Raw genomic sequence first — 19,913 nt, forward strand, 5'->3', positions numbered from 1 at the left:
AAACTTCATTAAAGACGTTAATTCCGAGCAATGCAGAAAACCCGCTGATATTGACATTTCATTGCAAAATGCATGAAAAAAGAAAGTTCAAACTTTATAAGTTATTGAAATTTATGGATTTATTTAATTGATGTGACTGGCACGGTGACTGCAATTCATCTGATGACAAGTTGTAACACCATCTTTCTTGCCTGGAGCGACACAACAATGAATAGATCCTCTGATGGTTTCTATCCTGCCGCGGAAGAATCAAGCACGCTGTCGGGCGTTTCCTGGGGGGCGATATTCGCCGGGGCCGCTGCGGCGGCGGCGTTGTCGCTGATCCTGGTATTGCTCGGTTTCGGACTTGGCTTTTCGGCAGTTTCCCCTTGGGCCCATGAAGGCGTGAGCGCCAAGGGCCTGGGCATTTCCACCATTATCTGGCTGGCGGTGACGCAAATCGTCGCTTCCGGGCTCGGTGGCTACATCGCCGGTCGCCTGCGGGTGAAGTGGGCAAACATGCATGGTGACGAGGTGTATTTCCGCGACACCGCCCATGGCTTCCTGGCCTGGTGCGTGGCGACGCTGGTGACGGCGACGCTGGTGGTCGGTTCGGTCAGCAGCATCGTCAGCGGTGGTGTACAGGCCGGAGCCAGTGTCGTCGGTGGTGCCGCCAGCGTGGCGACCCAGGCCGCCGGTACTGCCGCCGCCAACACCAACAGCGACCAGTACGGCTACTTCGTCGACAGTCTGTTCCGCGACGATCGCCCGGCTGCCGTCAGTGATGACGCCGCTCGTGGCACCGTGACCCGGATCTTCGCCCGCTCCCTGAGCGACGGCCAATTGTCGGCCGAAGACCGTACCTATCTGGCGCAACTGGTGGCTCAACGGACCAACCTGAGCCAGGCAGACGCTGAACGTCGCGTCGATGAAGTCTACGCCCGCACTCAGAAAGCCGTCGCCGATGCCAAAGTGGCTGCGCAGCAAGCCGCAGACACCGCCGCCAAAGTCGCTGCCTGGACGTCGCTGTGGATGTTCATCGCACTGTTGATCGGCGCGTTCTTCGCCAGTTTCGCCGCTACCTTCGGCGGTCGTCGTCGCGATGCCGTGGTGTACCTGGAAACCGACACCTACGTCACCAACACACCTGTTCGCTAAACCAGGATTCAACCAGGAGATACGTCATGCGCTCATTACTGTTGTTCTTTCTCGGTGTACCTATCCCGATCATCATCCTGATCGCCCTATTCATGCACTGATACCTCTGGGCAATTGCCTGTGCCGCTTCCGCCTCTGGTGGAAGCGGCGTTTTATTTGGGGGCTGTATTAGAAGGTGACTGTGAGGGCGTCTTCGCGAGCAAGCCCGCTCCTACAGTTGAACGCGGCCCCCTGTGGGAGCGAGCCTGCTCGCGAAGACGATGGACCGGACACTACAAAGCTTTCTATTCGATCGGCGTGCTTTTAAACACCTCAAGCCCCTCCGCATAAGCAGTAAACGCGCTGATCCGTGGAAACTGCTGTGCATTCACCTGATCAGGCACAACGAGGTTGGTAAAACTCCAGGCCACTGCCAGCGTGATCCCGTCCTGGTCGATCGCTTCATCCACCTTCAGCGGTTGCTTCTCCAACTCCCGCTCCAGCGCCGAATACGCCGCCGCCAGTTGCCCCTCGACCCGTTGCACCCAAGGCTCGAACTGAATGTCGGCCGGGCGCAGGTTACGTTCGTAATACAGCTGCACGGATTTCTCGCACGCCGCCAAAGCCAGACCGATCAGGCGCAGCGAACGCAGACGCTGATCCAGTTCGCCGGGCATCAGGCTTTTACCCGCCAGCGCTTCCAGATAGTCGATGATCAGCGTCGAGTCGATCAGCACCTCGCCGTTATCCAGGACCAATGTTGGCGCTTTGACCACCGGGTTGATCTGCTCGAACTGATCGAAGTGGCGGAACACCGAAACCGATTGGTGGTCGAGGTCGATGCCCAGGCGTTTGGCCGAAATGGCGACGCGTCGTACGTAAGGTGAATCCAGCATGCCGATCAGTTTCATTGCAGCGCTCCTTCAAACGTCCGTTTCGGGAGCGACAACCTTAGCTGAGGTTCCACGGGCTGCAAACGGGGTCGTGCATGCGGCTCATCAGTCATCGCCAGCGGCCGACAACTCGCGCTGCGCGAGCCGTTTGTCTTCTATATACAGCCGCTCGGTTGAATTTCTTGCTATAAACGCACTCCGATAACCACCGCAAAGGCTGCCATAGAGCACTTTCAGGGCTTTGTCGGACAAATTCGCTGTCTTTTCAGTTGCTGATGCCTCAAGTGGGCCTTAGACTGCCGCCCCTCGTAAATTGAGTGCCGGGTGGCGCTTGGAATAAACGGCGCCGTTCCGATGGCCAGACCTGGTCTGCCGGGACGCTCCCTAATTCGCCTTAATGCACGTTTTTTTATAGAGATATCAATGACAAAGGACAAGTTGCTGGCCATGCCGGCGGATGACTACATGAATGCCGAGCAACATGCTTTTTTCTCCGAGCTGTTGCAGAACATGAAAGTCGAAACCCATGAGCGCATCGAACAGAATCGCATCGCCATCGAAAGCCTGGACTCCCCGGCCGATCCGGCTGACGCGGCTTCTGTCGAAGAAGAGCGCACCTGGCTGGTGAACGCGATCGATCGCGACCAGCGCATGCTGCCTCAGTTGGAACAGGCGCTGGAACGCATCAAAGAAGACAGCTTCGGCTGGTGCGACGACAGCGGCGAGGCCATTGGCCTGAAACGTCTGCTGATCAGCCCGACCACCAAGTACTGCATCGAAGCCCAAGAGCGTCACGAACAGATCGACAAGCACCAGCGTCAGGCCTGATTTCGTAGCGCCACGCATCGCGGGGCAGCCCGACTCCCACAGGAGCAAGGCTGGCCCGCGATGCTTTTTTTCGTCCGCGAAAAAGTGCGCGCACTGCTGTTGATCGGCTGCAAGGCCCACGACTAATGGACCATGGATAATGGCCCGGTAGTGGCGTTTAATGCCGATACAACAATTAGAAGTGTGTGGGGTGACGATATGACGCGAGACGGATCTCTGGTCGGGGCAGCGCCTTCGCCCGTGCGGTTGCCGAAATACCTGTGGTTGACGCCCACCCTGCAAAGCATCGCCTTGATGCTGTTGTTGTGCGGCATGACCCTGGGTAGCTGGTCGCTTTACCTCGGCCTGCCATTGGCCGTGTTGATTATCTGGCTGCCGCGCCTGCGATATCGCGCCACCCCCGGCGCCGCTCCCGCCGACAGCACCCGCGCCATTGCCGAGCTAACCCGCGATCTTTCCTACACGACCAGTCACAACGCGCTGTCAGCGGCGGGGGTGGCCTATTCGGTCAAGCAACTGGCGGACAAACTGCAATCCCAACTCGGTGCCGCCGCGCGGATTGTCAGCAACGCCGAAGTGATGATCGCCACCGAACAAGCCACTTCGGCACTCAGCCGGACCGCCCTCAGTGCCGCCAGCGAGGCTCACCAGAGCAGCGCGTTGGGACGCACGGAACTGATCGAGTCCATCAGCCGCATGCATCAACTCAGTCAGCGCGCCAGCAACAGTCGCGAGCTGATCGAGGCCTTGAGCCTGCGCAGCGACGATATCCAGCGAGTCACACTGGTGATCCAGTCGATTGCCAGCCAGACCAATCTGCTGGCGCTGAACGCGGCCATCGAAGCGGCCCGCGCCGGGGAACACGGGCGCGGGTTTGCGGTGGTCGCCGACGAGGTCCGTGGCCTGGCTGCGCGCACGGCGACGGCGACCGGTGAAGTCGGCGAGATGGTCGCCGACATTCAGCAACGCACCGCGCAAGTGGTCGAGCAGATCCGCCAGCTGTCCAGCGACCTCGACGTGGGTGTCGAACAGGTCGAGCACACGGGCCAGCACCTGGAGAACATCGCTCGTCTGGCGGCCGGCGTCGAAAGCCAGGTCGGCGATATCGCCAAGGGCGCCGAGACCAACCGCGAGCAGCTCGACAGCCTGTTTCATGCGATCGAACAAATGCGCAGCGACCTGGCGATCAGCGATCAACAGACCCAGCGTCTGGCGCAAGCGGCGGTGCAAATGGAAGGCCAGGCCGAAACCATCAGCGAACGCCTGGCCGAAGTCGGACTGGATGACTATCACCAGCGGATTTATGACCTGGCCCGCGAAGGCGCGAGTCAGATTGCGGCGCGGTTCGAGGCGGATGTCGATGGGGGGCGTGTCAGCCTCGAGGACTTGTTCGACCGGAATTATCAGGCCATCCCCAACACCAGTCCGGCCAAGTACCAGACCCGGTTTGACCGCTACACCGACCAGGTTTTACCGGCGATTCAGGAGCCGTTGCTGCCTCGGCACGAAGGATTGGTGTTTGCTATCGCCTGCACGCAGCAGGGGTATGTGCCGACGCACAACAAGGTGTTCAGTCAGCCGCTGACCGGGGATGTGCAGGTGGATACGTTGCAGAATCGGACCAAACGCAAATTCGCTGACCGGACCGAAATTCGCTGTGGCAGTCATCAGCAGGCTGTTTTGTTGCAGACGTATACCCGGGACACGGGGGAGCTGATGCATGATCTTTCGGTGCCGATTGTGATCAAGGGGCGGCATTGGGGTGGGTTGCGGCTGGGGTACAAGCCGGAAAGTGCGCGCTGAAGTGTTGGGTAAGGTTTAACCCGGCGTCCATGCCGGGTTGCCCATTTCGCAGACTCTGCGCTCGTATCGACTAATGAACCTGATGCATTCGCAGGTTCAGGTCATCGACCACCCGTGCCCAATCGGCATCTTCACGCAATTGTTCCTTCAGGAAACCGGCTTGCTGCGGCGTCCAGAACTCGGCGTCGATGAGTTTTTTATCGTCGGGCAGCGGGGAATGCCTGGCGATGAAATCGTCGATGGCTGTTTCGCTGGAGTCCAGGCCGAGCTGGTCGAACAGGCCTTTCAGGTCATGTGTAGGTGAATCCATCTTCATCTCCTTGTTGGTCGCGCGGGTGCGAGATCTGAGGTGCGGCTGCATAGCATCTGAGGGAGCCGCGCTTCAGGAGTTCGATAGCGATGTTCGAAAGCAGCAATGAGCATAGACTGCGGGCCGGCTGATCAGGCTTTCAATGCACCTTGATCGACGGCGAGCTTCAGGGCCTTGGCGGCTTCCTGAGCGGCGACGGCAGCGACGTCCGAGGTTTTGAACCAGCGATCTTTCTCGATCTGGTGGCAGGTGACCGTGTTCAGCGGCGTTTTGGCGCGCATGATGATGACTGCCTGGAACTCGCCTTCGACTTCTCTGGCTTCGCCCCGGATAAAAAATTCACCGATATCAAATTCCGTCACGTGGCAGCCTTCCCTTGGAAACATTCTATTGTGTTGAACGCCGCCCGGCCTGGGTACGGGTTCATTGGTTCGGCAGTATGGCAGTAGTCGCCTGCCGACGGCTGAGTTAAGTCGTCGGCATGACGAAACGTCTATGGCAATGGATGAAGCACTACGCTCAGCAACGTGCTTCAAGTGCCCGGGCCAGTGCGCAGGCTTCATTGTGATTGCTGCGGAAACCTCTTACATGGCCAGTGGAAATTTCCTTGATATGGAAGAAGGCATTTCCAGCCAAAACCACCTGAAAACGTGGCGTGGTGGCCTTCTCAGGGTGAAACACAGCGTGCGGAAACATCGCCGGGTGCAGCGTCGATGAGGAGCTTGGGACGGGTTGGAAGTGTGTCAGGGTGCACATATGAAGTCCTTTTCATGATTTTGCCGACGCGTGTACGTCGTTTTGGGTAGTCTCGATGAGCATCGCTGCTCTAGAATCACCGACAGGGGTTAGCGATTGACGGTTATCTAAAGCAATTTTTTACGAGGGATATGTCGGAAAAATGCTTTTTTTGCAGCGTTTTTTCCCTAAGGTTGGTAATCCTGTTTTTCTGGCAGCCAGAAGGGCGATTTCCTTCAACCTCTGACGAATACCAGGCAGGACGACGCGAGTGACATTCCAGTAGTCTTCCTGCGTCTCGCGATGAATGAGCCCTGCGCTCATACCGGATTTGACCCGGACCCTTTAGCTGCACCCTCGGCATTGCCGCTTTTTTCTGCTGTGCGCTGTTCGTCTGCGTGCAGCATCATTTCAGATGTGGGGATGTTTCCTTGGCAGTAAGTAATCTCGATATGCATGCTTTGTTCGTGCTGGGTGATTTGCGCGCAAAGCTGGTTAAACAGTTCCAGTCCCGTTTTGTTTACATCACCGAACAGAATGCTGAAGGCATTTACATCGCCGAACTCGACACCGAATCGGCGCTGGTGGTGGACGACAAGCCGGGCCTGAAACTCAAGGTTGGCGATCATTTCAGCGCTTCGGTGTTGCCGAGCCGTGAAGGCGGCAAGCTGGAAATCAAGTTCCGCGAAATCAAGCTGACGGTGTACGGCATCGGCGATTACGCGTTCGTGACCACGGCCGACGGGCACGGGATCGTATTCAAGGAAGGCCATAGCGTGGTGATGGTGTTTGCCGCTCACCAACAGTTGCAGGAAGGCCTGACCAAGACCCTGAAAGCCGTGACGGCCAAGGCGGCCAAGTGGCGCAAGGGCGAGCTGGTGACGTTCAAGGCGAGCGAGTAATGCCCCTGACCCGCGCCTATTTCCACGAGCAGAACCAGGCCAGCGCCGTCATCGAGGCGCGCCGGTTGTTCGACCAGAAGGCCGTTCTGCAAGGCGCCTGGCTGGGTTGGGTGGCGTCGCAGATCTACACGTTGCGTCCGGCCGAGTACGCCAGCATGGTCAGAAGAGAGCTGGCGCGCTTGCAGGAAATGTCTGAAAAATAATCCTTGCCCCTCGAAAGCAGGAACCTCTACTACAGTCAGTTGACTGAGTATTTTGAGGCTTGCGGTCTTTTGTCAGGCCATCCTGCTATTGCTGTGAACAGCACGAGGTGCAAAAGCATGAACGGATTTCGACGGTTGCTGACCGCTGTCCTGGTCGCTTTCGGTTTGTCGGGTTCGCCCGTCCCGGCATTGGCCGCACAGGCGCCGATCCACTTCGCGGACCTGAACTGGGAAAGCGGCAGCCTGATCACCGATATCCTGCGGATCATCGTCGAGAAGGGCTACGGCCTGCCGACCGATACCTTGCCGGGAACCACCATCACCCTGGAGACGGCACTGGCCAACAATGACATTCAGGTCATTGGCGAAGAATGGGCCGGTCGCAGCCCGGTCTGGGTCAAGGCGGAGTCGGAGGGCAAGGTCGCCAGTCTTGGCGATACGGTCAAGGGCGCCACCGAAGGCTGGTGGGTTCCCGAATACGTGATCAAGGGTGACCCGGCCAAGGGCATCAAGCCGCTGGCGCCGGACCTGCACAGCGTCACCGACCTGCCGAAGTACAAGGGCGTGTTCGCCGATCCGGAATCCCCGGGCAAGGGCCGTTTCCTCAACAGCCCGATCGGCTGGACGTCGGAGGTGGTCAACAAGCAGAAGCTCAAGGCTTATGGCCTGGACGACAGCTATGTGAATTTCCGCAGCGGCTCCGGCGCGGCACTGGATGCCGAGATCAGTTCGTCGATCCGTCGCGGCAAACCGGTGCTGTTCTATTACTGGTCGCCGACGCCGTTGCTCGGAAAATTCAAACTGATTCAGCTGGAAGAGCCGCCGTTCGACGCCGAGGCCTGGAAAACCCTGACCGACGCCGACAATCCCAACCCGAAACCCACGCGTTCATTGGCCTCGAAGTTGTCCATCGGGGTGTCCACGCCGTTCCAGAAACAGTACCCGCAGATCGCCGAATTCTTCAGCAAGGTCGATTTGCCGATCGATCCGTTGAACAAGGCACTGGCTGAAATGAGCGAAAAACACACCGCGCCACGCCAGGCGGCGGAAGCATTCATGAAGGCGCACCCGGATGTGTGGCAGGCGTGGGTGCCGAAAGATGTGGCGGATAAGGTGGCTGCCGAGCTGAAGTGATGTGGCGAAGCTTTTGGCCTTTACACCACTCCGTCCATTCCGGCGCCCGACCGATGCGCGAACGCGCCATGCACTTCGTCGTTCCCCCGCGCACTTCCAAAAATGCCGACTAGGATGATGCTGTTCAAATCCCTTTAAAGGATTCCTGACCATGACATTTGTGTTGGCTCAATGGCTGGTGACGATCTTTGCGGTGATCAGCCTGGTGCATGTCTATTGGGGGCTCGGTGGGCAGTGGGCGGCCGTGGCGGCTGTGCCGCAGGTGCCGGTGGAAGGCAGCGCCAGATCCCGGCCGGCGTTCAAGCCTTCCGGCTGGCTGACGTTGCTGGTGGCGTTCGGATTGCTGTTGATCGCCGCGCTGGTGTGCTTGCGGGTGGGCTGGTGGATGCCGGCGGTGTCGCATAAATCCCTGCAATGGGTGATTAGCGCTGTCGCCCTGCTGATGTTCGCCCGGGCGATCGGCGATTCGGATCTGGTGGGATTCTTCAAGCAGGTCAAGGGGTCGCGGTTTGCCCGGCTGGATACCTGGGTTTATTCGCCGTTGTGTGTGCTGTTGGGGGCAGGGTTGTTGGCGGTGGCTTGGGTGTAGGAGTGCGCCTGCCCGCGATGGCCTTGAGAACATCGGTATCAGGCTGGCGGCGTTACCGTTCACGACTATCGCGAGCATGCTCGCTCCTACAGGTTTTCAGTCCGCCGGCTACTCACCTCCGCCGGCACATCATCCCCCGCCATGCGCTTGCGGAACAACGCCGCCCGTGCCAGCAGCAACGTCGTCACCGGCACGGTAATCGCCAGCAGAATCGGAATCAGCCAGGCATGCAGCACCGGTCCGGACTTGAGCGCGGAGAAATAGATGATCGACGCCAGCGCCACGCCCCACGCGCCCAGCGTCGAGGCCAGGGCCGGTGGGTGCATGCGCTGGAAGTAATCCTTCATTCGTACCAGCCCGACCGCTCCGATCAGGGCGAACAAACTGCTGAGCACCAGCAGGATCGCCACCGGGATTTCCACCCATAAAGACAATTCCACATTCATTCGATCACCTCGCCCCGCAGCAGGAATTTCGCCAGGGCAAACGAGCCGACGAAGCCGAACAGCGCGATCAGCAGCGCTGCCTCAAAGTAAGTGTCACTGGCATAACGAATGCCCAGCGTCAGCATCATCAGCATGGCGATGATGTACAGGTAATCCAGCGCCAGAACCCGGTCTTGCGCCGACGGACCTTTGAACAGACGGATCAGGGTCAGAATCATCGCCAGGGAAAAAATGAACAGGCTCAACAGAATCGCATTCGACAGCAACGGGCTCATTCGAAAATCTCCATCAAGGGCCGCTCGTAAGTCGTCTTGAAGTGCTCGATGAACAGCGCTTCGTCTTCCAGATCGAAGACGTGCAGCAACAAAATGCTGCGGTCCAGTGCCAGTTCCGACCACACCGTGCCGGGGACTACTGTGCAGATCATCGCCAGCGCGGCCAGGCCGTTGGCGTCGCGCAAGTCCAGCGGCACCTTGATGAACTGCGAGCGTGGCGCCTGCCGACCGGCGTTCAACACGCCCCAGGCCACGGCGATGTTGGACACCACGACGTCGCGACCGACGGTAAAGATCAAGCGAACAATGACCCCGGGGCGCCGGATACGGATCGGCAGCGGCCGCAACTTGCGCATCATCAACGGCGCGCAAAACCCCAGGACCGCGCCCAGCAACAGATTGCCGGGGCTGATCGACAGGTTCAGCACCAGCCATAACAGCCATAACGCCAGGGACAGCCACGGTGCCGGAAACAGACGCTTCATGGCTGCACCTCCGCAATCGCAGCCTTGGCTTCCGGACTCGGTACGGCTCGGGTGCCAAGCACCGCCATCACGTACTGCTGCGGATTGTTCAGCGCCTGGGCGGCGGCCTGGGTGTAGCGCAATAACGGTTCAGCCTGGAAGGTCAGCACAATACTCAGGCCCAACAGGGCAATGATCGGCACGCATTCGAACGGGCGCAGCAACGGTGAAGGTCGTTCCTGGGGTGTCCAGAAACGCTGGATGCCCAGCCTTGAAAAGGCGATCAGCGACGCCAGCCCGGAAAGGATCAGCAAGGCCAGCAAGCCCCATGCGGCGTTCGACAGTGGTTCGTCCGCGCCATTGCCCAGGCCCGACGGGTTGAGCAGGGCGCTGAGCAAACCCAGTTTGCCGATGAAACCAGACAGCGGCGGCATGCCGATGATCAGCAGTGCGCAGGCGATGAAACTCAAGCCGAGAAACGCCATGGTCCAGGGAATCACCTGGCCGACCACGGCCTTCTGTTCATCATCGAGGTTGATGCCTTTGGGCGGTTGCAAGGATTCCAGCGGCCGCGCAATCAGGTCGCCGTCGTCAAACAGCGGCATTTCATTGGCCGAGCGCGAACGCTCGATCAATTCGGACAGCAGGAACAGCGCGCTCAACGCCAGGGTCGAGCTCACCAGGTAGAACAGCGCCGCGCCGATCAGGTTTGGCTGGGCGAAACCGATGGCCGATAGCAGGATCCCCGCCGAAACCAGAATGCTCAGGCTGGCCATGCGCTCCAGCCGTTGCGCGGCCAGGATCGCCACGGCAGCGCCGACGATGGTCGCCATGCCGCCGTAGATCAGCCAGTCGCCGCCAAAGTACGCCGAAGCGCCGGCCTGACCGGAGAACAGCAGGGTCCACAAGCGCAGCAAGGTATAGATGCCAACTTTGGTCATGATCGCGAACATCGCCGCCACCGGCGCGCTGGCCGCGGAATAGGCCGGCACCAGCCAGAAGTTCAGCGGCCACATCCCGGCCTTGGCCAGGAACGCCACGGCCAGGATCGCCGCACCGGCATGCAGCAGGCCGCGATCGGCCTCTGGCACCAGCGGGATTTTCAGCGCCAGGTCGGCCATGTTCAACGTGCCGGTGACCCCATAGATCAGCGCCGCGCCAATCAGGAACAGCGACGAGGCCAGCAGGTTGATCGAGATGTAATGCAACCCCGCCGACACCCGCGCCCGCCCCGAGCCGTGGAGCATCAAGCCGTAGGATGCCGCCAGCAACACCTCGAAAAACACGAACAGGTTGAACAGGTCCGCGGTCAGGAATGCGCCATACAAGCCCATCATCTGAATCTGGAACAGCGCGTGGAAACTCGAACCGGCGCCGTCCCAGCGGGCCATGGCGAACAGCAGGGCGCTGACGCCGATGATCCCGGTCAGCACCAGCATCAGCGCCGACAGCCGATCGACCACCAGCACGATGCCGAACGGCACCTGCCAATTCCCCGGCAGGTATACGCCGATGGAGCCGGGCACGCCGGTGCTTTGTGTCCATTGCAGGAGCATGACGGAAATGCCCAGGCCCAACAGGCTGGAGAGCAGGTTGATCCGGGCCTTCAGCGGCCGGTGTTTCTCGCCCAGCATCAGCATGAGGGCGGCGGTCAGCAGCGGTAGCAGAATCGGTGCGGCGATCAGGTGAGTCATCGCATTCATTCTTTAGGCTCCCGGCCATCCACATGGTCGGTACCGGTCAGGCCGCGCGAGGCCAGCAGCACCACGAGAAACAGCGCGGTCATGGCGAAGCTGATCACGATGGCGGTCAGCACCAGTGCTTGCGGCAGCGGGTCGGTGTAATGCAGCAGGTCCTGGGGCACGCCGTCCTTGATGATTGGCTCCTTTCCGATAAACAGGCTGCCCATGCTGAAGATGAACAGGTTGACGCCGTACGACAGCAGGCACAGGCCCATGACCACTTGGAACGTCCGTGGCCGCAGCACCAGCCAGACGCCGGACGCGGCGAGTACGCCGATGGCGATTGCGATGACTTCTTCCATCAGACGGCTCCTTTCGTGGCGACGGATCTGGGCAGGGCCGCGGTTTTGTGGCCGCGCACCGATTGGTGGGCGAGGGCGGTGAGGATCAACAGGGTTGAGCCGACCACCACCGAATACACGCCGATGTCGAAGAACAGCGCGCTGGCGACGTGAATGTCGCCGAGCAGCGGCAGGTCAAGGTGCCAGGTGTGCGTGGTGAGGAACGGATAACCGACCGCCATCGCCCCCAGTCCGGTCGCCGTGGCGAACAGCAGCCCGGTGCCCATCCAGCGCAGCGGTCGCAGACTCATCTGCGCCTCGACCCACTGCGTGCCGGCCACCATGTATTGCAGGATGAACGCCACCGACATCACCAGCCCCGCGACGAACCCGCCGCCCGGTTGGTTGTGGCCGCGCATGAACAGGTAGATCGAGACCACGAACGCAATCGGTAGCAACAGGCGCACCAGCACCGCCGGCACCATCATGAAGCCCAGGGCGGTGTCGCTGGCGTGCCGCGGGTTGACCAGGTCGGTGACCACATCAGGTGCCAGCAGCCGCTGTTGCGCCGGCAGTTGCAGGCTTTCTTTCGGCGGGCGGAAGCGGCGCAGCAGGGCGAACACGGTCAGCGCCACGGCCACCAGCACGGTGATTTCGCCGAGGGTATCGAAGCCGCGGAAGTCCACCAGCATCACGTTGACCACGTTGCTGCCGCCGCCTTCGGGCAGGGCGCGGCTGAGGTAGAACGAGGAGATATCGTTGGGCGTCTGCCGCGTCAGCATCGCGTACGACAGCAGCGCCATGCCGCCACCGACGGCGATCGACAGCAGCAAGTCGCGCAGACGACGGATGCGCGCCTTGCGCAACGTGCTCGGCAGCGGTGAAACCTCTTCGATCCGTCGCGGCAACCAGCGCAGGCCCAGCAGGATCAGCACCGTGGTCACCACTTCGACCACCAGTTGCGTCAGCGCCAGGTCTGGTGCGGAGAACCAGACGAAGGTGATGCAGGTCATCAGACCGCACACACTGACCATGGTCAGGGCCGCGAGACGGTGATACTTGGCCTGCCACGCCGCACCGAGGGCACAGGCAATCGCCAGCAGCCACAAGGTCACGAACACGATCGAGCCCGGTATCTTCGGCCGGTCGCCCCAACTCAGATTGCTGTGAAGCATCGGGATCAACCCGGCCAGCACGGCGGCGAGGACCATCAGGAACAATTGGGTTTGCAGGCGCTTGGTGCTGATCCGCCGCTCCAGGCGACGAGCCAGGCGCATCATGATCACCAGGCTGCGTTCGAACAGGCGCTTGCCGTTGAACAGGCCAATGATCGGCGGGTATTTGAACCGCCCGCGCTTGAGCTGCTTGCGCAGCAACAGGTAGAGCACGATGCCGCCGGACATGGCGATCAGGCTCATGATCATTGGTGCGTTCCAGCCGTGCCAGATCGCCAGGCTGTATTCCGGCAGGGTCCCGCCGACGACGGGCAGGGCCGCCGCGGCGAGCAGCGGGCCGACCACTTGCGCCGGGAAAATCCCCACGATCAGGCAGGCCAACACCAGCAATTCCACCGGCGCACGCATCCAGCGTGGCGGCTCGTGGGGGACGTGCGGCAGGTCCGTGGCGGGTGGACCGAAAAACACATCGACCGTGAAGCGCAGGGCGTAGGCGACGCTGAACGTGCCGGCGATGGTCGCGACAATCGGCAGGGTGATTTCGACCCAGGCGGTCGCGTTGATGAACACCGTTTCGGCGAAGAACATCTCTTTCGACAGGAAACCGTTGAGCAATGGCACGCCGGCCATCGACGCGCTGGCGACCATCGCCAGGGTCGCGGTATGCGGGATCAGCTTGATGAGGCCGCTGAGCCTGCGAATGTCGCGGGTGCCACTTTCGTGGTCAATGATCCCGGCGGCCATGAACAGCGAGGCCTTGAAGGTGGCGTGGTTGAAAATGTGGAACACCGCGGCCACGGCGGCCAGCGGACTGTTCAAACCCAACAGCAGGGTAATCAGGCCGAGATGGCTGATGGTCGAGTAGGCCAGCAGGCCTTTGAGGTCGTTCTGGAACATCGCGCAATAAGCGCCGAGCAGCAGGGTGCAGGCGCCGGCGCCGCTGACGATGTAGAACCATTCTTCGCTGCCCGACAAGGATGGCCACAGCCGCGCCAGCAGGAAAACCCCGGCCTTGACCATGGTCGCCGAGTGCAGATAGGCCGAGACCGGTGTCGGCGCCGCCATGGCGTGGGGCAGCCAGAAGTGGAAGGGGAATTGCGCGCTTTTGCTCAGGGCGCCGATCAGGATCAGGGGGAGCAGGACAGGGTAGAGGGCATGTGCGCGAATCAGATCGCCGGCGGCCAGGACCTTGTCGAGGTCATAGCTGCCAACCACATGGCCGAGCAGCATGACCCCCGCCAGCAGGCACAGACCGCCGGCGCCGGTGACCATCAGCGCCATGTATGCGCCGCGTCGGGCATCCGAGCGGTGGTGCCAGTATCCGATCAACAGGAACGAGAAGAGGCTGGTCAGCTCCCAGAAAAACACGATCTGGATCAGGTTGCCGGAAATCACCAGGCCGAGCATGGCGCCCATGAACGCCAGGAAAAACGCAAAGAACCGTGGCACCGGATCGTCCGGCGACATGTAGTAGCGGGCATACAGCGACACCAGCGTGCCGATACCCAGCACCAGCAGCGAGAACAGCCAGGCGAAACCGTCCATGCGCAGCACGAAGTTCAGCCCGAGGCTGGGCAGCCAGAAAAATTCTTCACGAATAACCCCGCCATCGGCAATCTGCGGGTACAGCAAGGCGACCTGGAGGGTGCCGATCAGGGCAACCACACCCGCCAACAGCGATTCGGTATTACGCGCATTGTGCGGCAGCACGGCTGCCAGACAGCTGCCAATAAAGGGCAGAAGCAGTAGAACTATCAGGGACATAGGCTTCTAATCTGCGGAAGTTTGTGAAGCATCATACGTGCCACTCCCCGGATCACCAAACGGCAAGCTGTCGCAGAGTCCTACAAGGTAGACCGAAAAAACCTGATTCACATTGTTTCGATAAGTGCTCAGGCAGGTCTGGCCCCTTCGCGAGCAAGCCCGCTCTCACATTGAACTGCATTCCAATGTGGGAGCGGGCTTGCTCGCGAAGACGATCAATCAGACGCTGAAGATTGAGGCTTCAACCCTGAGTCTCCCGCTCCAGCTCCTCCGCAGGCGCCGCACTTTTACCCATGGTCTTCAACTCACTCACAATCACCGCCGCCACAATCAATCCCGCACCCACCAGCGCAATCGCCGGCAAGCGCTCCCCGGCGATCCGCCCGACGATCCCGGCCCAGACCGGCTCTCCGGCATAGATCAACGTCGCCCGGGTCGGCGAAACACTCTTCTGCGCCCAGTTCATCGCCACCTGAATCGCCGCGCTCGCCGCACCGAGGCCGAGGGCGCTGCACAGCAGGAACCAGGAGAAGTCGGGAAGGGCCTCTTGAGTCGGCACCACCATCAAAAACGCCAGCACCGAGGTGGTCGCCAATTGCACCACCGTTACCCGCCGCACATCGACCTGGCCGGCATAATTGCTGATCAGGATGATCTCCGCGGCAATCGCGATGGCGCTGATCAGCGTGACGATCTCACCGGGGCTGAAATCGAAGGAAGCTCCAGCAGGCCCCGAGAGCAACATCAAACCGGTGAAGGCCATCATGATGCCGATAGTCGGCATCAACCCCGGACGCCGCCCCAGCACCAGCCATTGCAACAAGGGTACGAAGGGCACGTACAGCGCGGTAATGAAGGCCGACTGACTGCTGGGAATACTTTGCAAGCCAACGGTCTGCAAACCGTAACCGAGCATGATCGCGACACCGATAAAGGCACCGGCCTTGAGTTCGAACAGGGTCAGCTCGCGCAGGTGACGCCAGGAGAACAGCGAAACAATGATCGCCGCCGCGGCAAAGCGCAGGCCGACGAAAAACATCGGGCCACTGACCGTCATCGCGTGCTGCACCAGCAGGAAAGTGCCGCCCCAGACCATGGTGATCAGCACCAGCACGCACTCGGCCTTGCTGAACTTTGAAAAACGGGAAGTTGCCGGGGAAGAGTTCAACGACGTCATGACCTTGCGCGCTACCTGAGGGCGACGCACAATGCGCCGAATGTTGCGCAGTATACTGCCCAACCCCACCGAGTGAGCAATATAGTGCACAAAGATTCCACGCAGCGGGCTTCGGTCCTCCAGCACGTCAGTTTGAACGTTCGGCGTCTGCGCCATGCCGCCGACATGAGCCAGACCGCGCTGGCGGAAAAGTCCGGGGTCAGCCGGCGCATGCTGGTGGCCATCGAGGCCGGCGAAAAGAACGTCAGCCTGACCACTCTCGATCGCGTGGCCGAAGCCCTGGACGTGGCGTTCAGCGATCTGATCCAGGCCCCGGATGCACGCGACCCGAGTCGCATCAATGAAGTGGCCTGGGCCGGCGAAATTCCCGGCAGCAAAGCAATTTTACTGTCCAAAGCCACCGCGACTCGCGAGGTGGAGCAATGGGAGTGGTGCCTGCAACCGGGGGAAATCTACCCGTCACAACCTGACGCCGAAGGCTGGAGCGAACAGATCTTCGTCTTCGAAGGTTGCCTGACCCTGATGCTCAGCGACCGGCCGCACAAGATTGCTGCCGGCGAGTTCTACATGTTCGCCAGCAACCAGCCCCACACCTATCGCAACGATGGGCCGGTGGCCGCGCGGTTCGTGAGAAACGTGGTGATCTAACTGTTGGCCTGCCAACACCGAACGAACACTTTGCTGTTCTAAAGCAGCGAATGTTTGTCGGATATCCTGTTAAATCATTGAAATAAAAAGAAATTAAATTCAGGCACGACTCCTGCAAAGCACTGGTGCATTCACCAGAATTCCGGAGTCGGCCCATGACAGCCTCTGCCCAACCCCCTCGTACCGCCCATGTGATTCGCTCGGACGCCGAGGCGATTGCCGTCGCCCACAAGCTCGCCGCGCGCTTTGCCGTCGAGGCCAGCGTGCGCGATCGCGAGCGGCGCTTGCCAGTCGCCGAGCTCGACGAGTTTTCCGCCAGCGGGCTGTGGGGGATTACGGTGCCCAAGGCCTACGGTGGCGCCGGCGTGTCCTACGTCACCGTCGCTGAAGTGATCAAGATCATCTCCGCCGCCGATTCTTCCCTTGGCCAGATCCCGCAAAACCACCTTGGCGTGCTCGACATCCTGCTGCAAACCGCCAGCGACGAGCAGAAGCGCTACTACTTCGAAAAAGTCTTGCAGGGCTACCGGTTCGGCAACGCCTTCTCCGAGTCAAAAAGCAAAAACGCCGGGGCCTTTGAAACCCGCATTCGTTTCGACGCGGACAGCGCCCAAATTGACGGCGAGAAGTTCTACTGCACCGGCGCACTGTTCGCGCACATCGTCCCCGCCGTCGCGGTCAACGAGCAGAACCAGGCCTTCATTGCTTTCATCGAACGGGACAATCCCGGCCTGACCGTTATCGACAGTTGGGACGGCTTCGGCCAGCGCACCACCGCCAGCGGCGGTGTCACGTTGAACGCAGTAAAGGTGCCACTCAGCGCGGTGATTCCGGCACACAAGGCGTTCGACGAACCCACCGCCGACGGTCCGATCTCGCAAATTATCCAGGCCGCGGTGGACACCGGCATCGCCGTCGGCGCACTGGAAGAAACCAAACGCTACGCCCGTGAATCCCGGCCCTGGATCGACAGCGGCCAGGATCATGGCTGGCAGGATCCGTTCAGCATCGCTGCGATCGGCGACCTCGAATGGCGCGTCCACGGCACGGAAGCGATCCTCAGGAAAGCCGGCCAGGCCATCGACGCCGCCTTGCTCAACGCCAACGAAGACACCGTGGCCAACGCCTCGGTGGTGGTGGCCCAGGCCAAAGTCCTGTCTGCCGAAATCGCCTTGCTCGCCAGCAGCAAACTGTTCGAACTGGCCGGCACCCGCTCGGTGCTCGGCAAATACAACCTCGACCGCCACTGGCGCAACGCGCGAACCCACACCCTGCACGATCCGGCACGCTGGAAATACCACCTGATCGGCAACTACCTGCTCAACGGCGTGAAGCCTGCGCGCCACGCCTGGAACTGAGGAGCTCACCATGAACGCCTTGACCCAACCGCTGGCTGCCGGGCATTCCCTGGCCAAGAGTCAGCATGATCTGCACAACGCCCGCAGCCTGCTCGATGCGACCCTGCGGGTGGTCCGCCAACAGACCGACCTCACGCATGACCCGTATGTCATCAGCCGATTTGGCGACGTGCAGATTCGCATCGACGTGGCCGCCGCGCTGCTCGAACGGGCCGCAGGTTTCCTCGACAGTCATGAAGACGGCACCGAGATCAGTGTTGCCATTGCCGAATCCGAACTGGCCAGTGCGGAAGCGCTTAACACCGCCAGCAACGCCGAGTTCGAACTGACCGGACGCCGCACGGAGTTGCCCGGTTCGCTGCACGATCCACTGCGCTGGAAGCTCCACCTCATTGGCAACTTCCGCCTCAACGGCATTCATCCCCCCGGTTTTTCTCCATCTGCAAAGGGAGCCGAGTAAATGGCCCGTGAAATTCGTCTCAACGCCTTTGACATGAACTGCGTTGGTCACCAGTCGCCCGGTTTGTGGGCACATCCGCGGGATCGCTCGTGGCAGTACAAGGACCTTGAATACTGGACCGATCTGGCAAAGATCCTCGAGCGCGGCAAGTTCGATGGCCTGTTCATCGCCGACGTGCTGGGCATCTATGACGTCTACAACGGCAACGGTGACGCGGCGATTCGCCAGGCGGCGCAGGTGCCGGTCAACGATCCGCTGCAATTGATCCCGCCGATGGCGCTGGTCACCGAACACCTGGGTTTTGGCCTGACCGCGTCGCTGTCGTTCGAGCACCCGTATCCGTTCGCCCGCCGCTTGTCGACGCTGGATCACCTGACCAAGGGCCGCGCCGGCTGGAACATCGTCACCTCTTATCTGGAAAGCGGCGCCAAGAATCTCGGGCAGAAAGCCCAGACCGAGCACGACGCCCGCTACGACTTTGCCGAGGAATACCTGGAGGTTTGCTACAAGCTCTGGGAGGGCAGTTGGGAAGAGGGCGCCATCCTGCGCGATCGCGAGCGGCGGATCTTCAGCGACCCGAGCAAAATCCACGAAATCCAGCACGTCGGCAAACACTTCCAGGTGCCCGGCATTCACCTTTGCGAACCGTCGCCGCAGCGCACGCCAGTGCTGTATCAGGCGGGAGCGTCGAGCCGTGGCAAGCAGTTTGCGGCCGAGCATGCCGAATGCGTGTTCGTCGCGGCGCCGTCGAAAGTGTTGTTGAAAAAAACCGTCGCCGACATCCGTCGACGCGCCGCCGAGGCCGGACGCGATCCGTCGAAGATCCTGATTTTCAACCTGCAGACCGTGATCCTTGGTGAGACCGATGCCAAGGCCAAGGCCAAGTTCGAGGAATACAAAACCTGGGTCAGCTATGAAGGCGCGATGGCGTTGATTTCCGGCTGGACCGGGATTGATTTCAGCCAGTTCAAACCGGACGAACCGCTCAAGCATGTGCACACCAACGCCATTCAATCGGCGGTGGAAGCGTTCTCCACGGCGGATCCGAACAAGGTCTGGACGCCCAACGAACTGGCGGATTGGGTGGGGATTGGCGGGTTTGGTCCGCTGTTCGTCGGCAGCCCCGAGACCGTGGCTGACCTGTTGCAGGAATGGGTTGAAGAGACCGATGTGGACGGTTTCAACCTGGCCTATGCGCTGACCCATGAAACCTTCATCGATGCCGTGGAACTGCTGGTGCCGGAGTTGCAGAAGCGCGGGGTCTACAAGACCGAATACGCGCCGGGCACGTTGCGCGAGAAGTTGTTCGGCGAAGGGGCGCGGTTGCCGGAGATTCATCCGGGGGCGGGGTATCGGGATCTGGCGGGGTTGCGGCAGCAGCAGAAGAAGGTGGTGTCTGCGTAGACGCCTTCGCGAGCAAGCCCGCTCCCACAGGTAATCGGAGTCGTACACGGATACTGCGGCCCACAGGAGTCAAATGTGGGAGCGGGCTTGCTCGCGAAGAGGCCGGCACATTCAACAGTGATATCGCCTGCCACACCGTTTTCGCGAGTGAGCCCGCTCCCACAGGTAGTTGGTGTCGTTTCACATATTCAGCCCAGCGGACCACC

General features: G+C 60.7%; 23 protein-coding genes. 11 read left to right on the top strand and 12 right to left on the bottom strand.

Annotation, left to right across the window (positions count from 1 at the left end; translation table 11 throughout):
• Window positions 1–207: 207 nt before the first annotated feature.
• Entirely contained in the window at window positions 208–1,137 is a 930-nt protein-coding gene (locus NTD84_RS15050; protein ID WP_262166876.1) for a hypothetical protein, read from the top strand.
• Window positions 1,138–1,421: 284 nt separating this feature from the next.
• Here the strand turns inward: NTD84_RS15050 and NTD84_RS15055 are convergent, their stop codons facing one another.
• Complete coding sequence (locus tag NTD84_RS15055; protein WP_262166878.1) at window positions 1,422–2,027, bottom strand: glutathione S-transferase; 606 nt, start codon at window positions 2,025–2,027, stop codon at window positions 1,422–1,424.
• A gap of 405 nt (window positions 2,028–2,432) precedes the next feature.
• Between NTD84_RS15055 and NTD84_RS15060 the strand changes: the two genes are divergently transcribed.
• Both NTD84_RS15060 and NTD84_RS15065 read left to right on the top strand, forming a co-directional pair.
• Window positions 2,433–2,837, top strand: coding sequence for a TraR/DksA family transcriptional regulator (locus tag NTD84_RS15060; protein WP_224536388.1), 405 nt, complete (start codon window positions 2,433–2,435; stop codon window positions 2,835–2,837).
• 579 nt (window positions 2,838–3,416) lie between these two features.
• Window positions 3,417–4,640 carry a methyl-accepting chemotaxis protein gene (locus tag NTD84_RS15065; RefSeq protein WP_410017358.1) on the top strand — a complete coding sequence of 408 codons (1,224 nt, stop codon included), beginning with the start codon at window positions 3,417–3,419 and terminating at the stop codon, window positions 4,638–4,640.
• Window positions 4,641–4,710: 70 nt separating this feature from the next.
• Here NTD84_RS15065 and NTD84_RS15070 read toward each other — a convergent pair whose 3' ends face one another.
• From NTD84_RS15070 to NTD84_RS15080, 4 genes are all read right to left on the bottom strand, one after another.
• Window positions 4,711–4,950, bottom strand: a complete 240-nt coding sequence (locus NTD84_RS15070) for a DUF2789 domain-containing protein (protein WP_262166886.1) — start codon at window positions 4,948–4,950, stop codon at window positions 4,711–4,713.
• A gap of 131 nt (window positions 4,951–5,081) precedes the next feature.
• A complete protein-coding gene (locus tag NTD84_RS15075) occupies window positions 5,082–5,312 on the bottom strand; it encodes a hypothetical protein (protein WP_262166888.1) in 231 nt (76 codons plus the stop codon).
• A 157-nt stretch (window positions 5,313–5,469) separates the two neighbouring features.
• Window positions 5,470–5,706 (bottom strand): hypothetical protein, encoded by a 237-nt coding sequence (locus NTD84_RS30075; RefSeq protein ID WP_410017354.1) that lies wholly within the window; start codon window positions 5,704–5,706, stop codon window positions 5,470–5,472.
• 299 nt (window positions 5,707–6,005) lie between these two features.
• On the bottom strand, window positions 6,006–6,143 hold the full coding sequence (locus NTD84_RS15080; protein WP_262167249.1) for a hypothetical protein: 138 nt from the start codon (window positions 6,141–6,143) through the stop codon (window positions 6,006–6,008).
• Here NTD84_RS15080 and NTD84_RS15085 point away from each other — a divergent pair.
• From NTD84_RS15085 to NTD84_RS15100, 4 genes are all read left to right on the top strand, one after another.
• On the top strand, window positions 6,117–6,587 hold the full coding sequence (locus NTD84_RS15085; RefSeq protein WP_262166890.1) for a hypothetical protein: 471 nt from the start codon (window positions 6,117–6,119) through the stop codon (window positions 6,585–6,587). The genes NTD84_RS15080 and NTD84_RS15085 overlap by 27 nt on opposite strands.
• Entirely contained in the window at window positions 6,587–6,790 is a 204-nt protein-coding gene (locus NTD84_RS15090) for a hypothetical protein (protein WP_262166891.1), read from the top strand. The genes NTD84_RS15085 and NTD84_RS15090 overlap by 1 nt, the downstream gene beginning before the upstream one ends.
• Before the next feature lie 117 nt (window positions 6,791–6,907).
• Complete coding sequence (locus NTD84_RS15095) at window positions 6,908–7,924, top strand: ABC transporter substrate-binding protein (RefSeq protein ID WP_262166892.1); 1,017 nt, start codon at window positions 6,908–6,910, stop codon at window positions 7,922–7,924.
• 151 nt (window positions 7,925–8,075) lie between these two features.
• Window positions 8,076–8,513, top strand: a complete 438-nt coding sequence (locus NTD84_RS15100) for a DUF3995 domain-containing protein (RefSeq protein WP_262166894.1) — start codon at window positions 8,076–8,078, stop codon at window positions 8,511–8,513.
• 86 nt (window positions 8,514–8,599) lie between these two features.
• Here NTD84_RS15100 and NTD84_RS15105 read toward each other — a convergent pair whose 3' ends face one another.
• The 7 genes from NTD84_RS15105 to NTD84_RS15135 all read right to left on the bottom strand — a co-directional run bounded on the left by NTD84_RS15105 (window position 8,600) and on the right by NTD84_RS15135 (window position 15,927).
• Window positions 8,600–8,959, bottom strand: a complete 360-nt coding sequence (locus NTD84_RS15105) for a Na+/H+ antiporter subunit G (protein ID WP_262166896.1) — start codon at window positions 8,957–8,959, stop codon at window positions 8,600–8,602.
• On the bottom strand, window positions 8,956–9,234 hold the full coding sequence (locus tag NTD84_RS15110) for a K+/H+ antiporter subunit F (protein ID WP_262166898.1): 279 nt from the start codon (window positions 9,232–9,234) through the stop codon (window positions 8,956–8,958). The genes NTD84_RS15105 and NTD84_RS15110 overlap by 4 nt, the downstream gene beginning before the upstream one ends.
• The gene (locus tag NTD84_RS15115) at window positions 9,231–9,719 is read right to left on the bottom strand and encodes a Na+/H+ antiporter subunit E (protein ID WP_262166900.1); all 489 of its coding nucleotides are present in this window, start codon (window positions 9,717–9,719) and stop codon (window positions 9,231–9,233) included. The genes NTD84_RS15110 and NTD84_RS15115 overlap by 4 nt, the downstream gene beginning before the upstream one ends.
• Window positions 9,716–11,401, bottom strand: coding sequence for a monovalent cation/H+ antiporter subunit D (locus NTD84_RS15120; protein ID WP_262166903.1), 1,686 nt, complete (start codon window positions 11,399–11,401; stop codon window positions 9,716–9,718). The genes NTD84_RS15115 and NTD84_RS15120 overlap by 4 nt, the downstream gene beginning before the upstream one ends.
• Window positions 11,398–11,742, bottom strand: coding sequence for a Na+/H+ antiporter subunit C (locus NTD84_RS15125; protein ID WP_003202835.1), 345 nt, complete (start codon window positions 11,740–11,742; stop codon window positions 11,398–11,400). The genes NTD84_RS15120 and NTD84_RS15125 overlap by 4 nt, the downstream gene beginning before the upstream one ends.
• Window positions 11,742–14,660: a monovalent cation/H+ antiporter subunit A gene (locus tag NTD84_RS15130; RefSeq protein ID WP_262166906.1), complete on the bottom strand. Its 2,919-nt coding sequence runs from the start codon at window positions 14,658–14,660 to the stop codon at window positions 11,742–11,744. The genes NTD84_RS15125 and NTD84_RS15130 overlap by 1 nt, the downstream gene beginning before the upstream one ends.
• A 241-nt stretch (window positions 14,661–14,901) precedes the next feature.
• On the bottom strand, window positions 14,902–15,927 hold the full coding sequence (locus NTD84_RS15135) for a DMT family transporter (protein ID WP_262166908.1): 1,026 nt from the start codon (window positions 15,925–15,927) through the stop codon (window positions 14,902–14,904).
• Between NTD84_RS15135 and NTD84_RS15140 the strand changes: the two genes are divergently transcribed.
• The 4 genes from NTD84_RS15140 to NTD84_RS15155 all read left to right on the top strand — a co-directional run bounded on the left by NTD84_RS15140 (window position 15,922) and on the right by NTD84_RS15155 (window position 19,707).
• Window positions 15,922–16,485: a helix-turn-helix domain-containing protein gene (locus NTD84_RS15140; protein WP_262166911.1), complete on the top strand. Its 564-nt coding sequence runs from the start codon at window positions 15,922–15,924 to the stop codon at window positions 16,483–16,485. The two genes, NTD84_RS15135 and NTD84_RS15140, sit on opposite strands and share 6 nt — an antisense overlap.
• A 155-nt stretch (window positions 16,486–16,640) precedes the next feature.
• Window positions 16,641–17,843, top strand: coding sequence for an SfnB family sulfur acquisition oxidoreductase (locus NTD84_RS15145; RefSeq protein WP_262166914.1), 1,203 nt, complete (start codon window positions 16,641–16,643; stop codon window positions 17,841–17,843).
• A 10-nt stretch (window positions 17,844–17,853) separates the two neighbouring features.
• Complete coding sequence (locus NTD84_RS15150) at window positions 17,854–18,303, top strand: acyl-CoA dehydrogenase (protein ID WP_262166916.1); 450 nt, start codon at window positions 17,854–17,856, stop codon at window positions 18,301–18,303.
• Entirely contained in the window at window positions 18,304–19,707 is a 1,404-nt protein-coding gene (locus NTD84_RS15155; protein WP_262166917.1) for an LLM class flavin-dependent oxidoreductase, read from the top strand. It begins immediately after the preceding gene.
• The last annotated feature ends 206 nt before the right edge of the window (window positions 19,708–19,913 follow it).

The sequence above is a fragment of the Pseudomonas sp. 14P_8.1_Bac3 genome (assembly GCF_025466085.1).
In the GTDB taxonomy this organism is placed as follows: Bacteria; Pseudomonadota; Gammaproteobacteria; order Pseudomonadales; family Pseudomonadaceae; genus Aquipseudomonas.

Coding starts and splice junctions, on each gene's coding strand:
- NTD84_RS15050 (WP_262166876.1), top strand. CDS start 208: ATGAATAGATCCTCTGATGGTTTCTATCCTGCCGCGGAAGAATCAAGC.
- NTD84_RS15055 (WP_262166878.1), bottom strand. CDS start 2,027: ATGAAACTGATCGGCATGCTGGATTCACCTTACGTACGACGCGTCGCC.
- NTD84_RS15060 (WP_224536388.1), top strand. CDS start 2,433: ATGACAAAGGACAAGTTGCTGGCCATGCCGGCGGATGACTACATGAAT.
- NTD84_RS15065 (WP_410017358.1), top strand. CDS start 3,417: ATGATCGCCACCGAACAAGCCACTTCGGCACTCAGCCGGACCGCCCTC.
- NTD84_RS15070 (WP_262166886.1), bottom strand. CDS start 4,950: ATGGATTCACCTACACATGACCTGAAAGGCCTGTTCGACCAGCTCGGC.
- NTD84_RS30075 (WP_410017354.1), bottom strand. CDS start 5,706: ATGTGCACCCTGACACACTTCCAACCCGTCCCAAGCTCCTCATCGACG.
- NTD84_RS15080 (WP_262167249.1), bottom strand. CDS start 6,143: ATGCATATCGAGATTACTTACTGCCAAGGAAACATCCCCACATCTGAA.
- NTD84_RS15090 (WP_262166891.1), top strand. CDS start 6,587: ATGCCCCTGACCCGCGCCTATTTCCACGAGCAGAACCAGGCCAGCGCC.
- NTD84_RS15095 (WP_262166892.1), top strand. CDS start 6,908: ATGAACGGATTTCGACGGTTGCTGACCGCTGTCCTGGTCGCTTTCGGT.
- NTD84_RS15100 (WP_262166894.1), top strand. CDS start 8,076: ATGACATTTGTGTTGGCTCAATGGCTGGTGACGATCTTTGCGGTGATC.
- NTD84_RS15105 (WP_262166896.1), bottom strand. CDS start 8,959: ATGAATGTGGAATTGTCTTTATGGGTGGAAATCCCGGTGGCGATCCTG.
- NTD84_RS15110 (WP_262166898.1), bottom strand. CDS start 9,234: ATGAGCCCGTTGCTGTCGAATGCGATTCTGTTGAGCCTGTTCATTTTT.
- NTD84_RS15115 (WP_262166900.1), bottom strand. CDS start 9,719: ATGAAGCGTCTGTTTCCGGCACCGTGGCTGTCCCTGGCGTTATGGCTG.
- NTD84_RS15120 (WP_262166903.1), bottom strand. CDS start 11,401: ATGAATGCGATGACTCACCTGATCGCCGCACCGATTCTGCTACCGCTG.
- NTD84_RS15125 (WP_003202835.1), bottom strand. CDS start 11,742: ATGGAAGAAGTCATCGCAATCGCCATCGGCGTACTCGCCGCGTCCGGC.
- NTD84_RS15130 (WP_262166906.1), bottom strand. CDS start 14,660: ATGTCCCTGATAGTTCTACTGCTTCTGCCCTTTATTGGCAGCTGTCTG.
- NTD84_RS15145 (WP_262166914.1), top strand. CDS start 16,641: ATGACAGCCTCTGCCCAACCCCCTCGTACCGCCCATGTGATTCGCTCG.
- NTD84_RS15150 (WP_262166916.1), top strand. CDS start 17,854: ATGAACGCCTTGACCCAACCGCTGGCTGCCGGGCATTCCCTGGCCAAG.
- NTD84_RS15155 (WP_262166917.1), top strand. CDS start 18,304: ATGGCCCGTGAAATTCGTCTCAACGCCTTTGACATGAACTGCGTTGGT.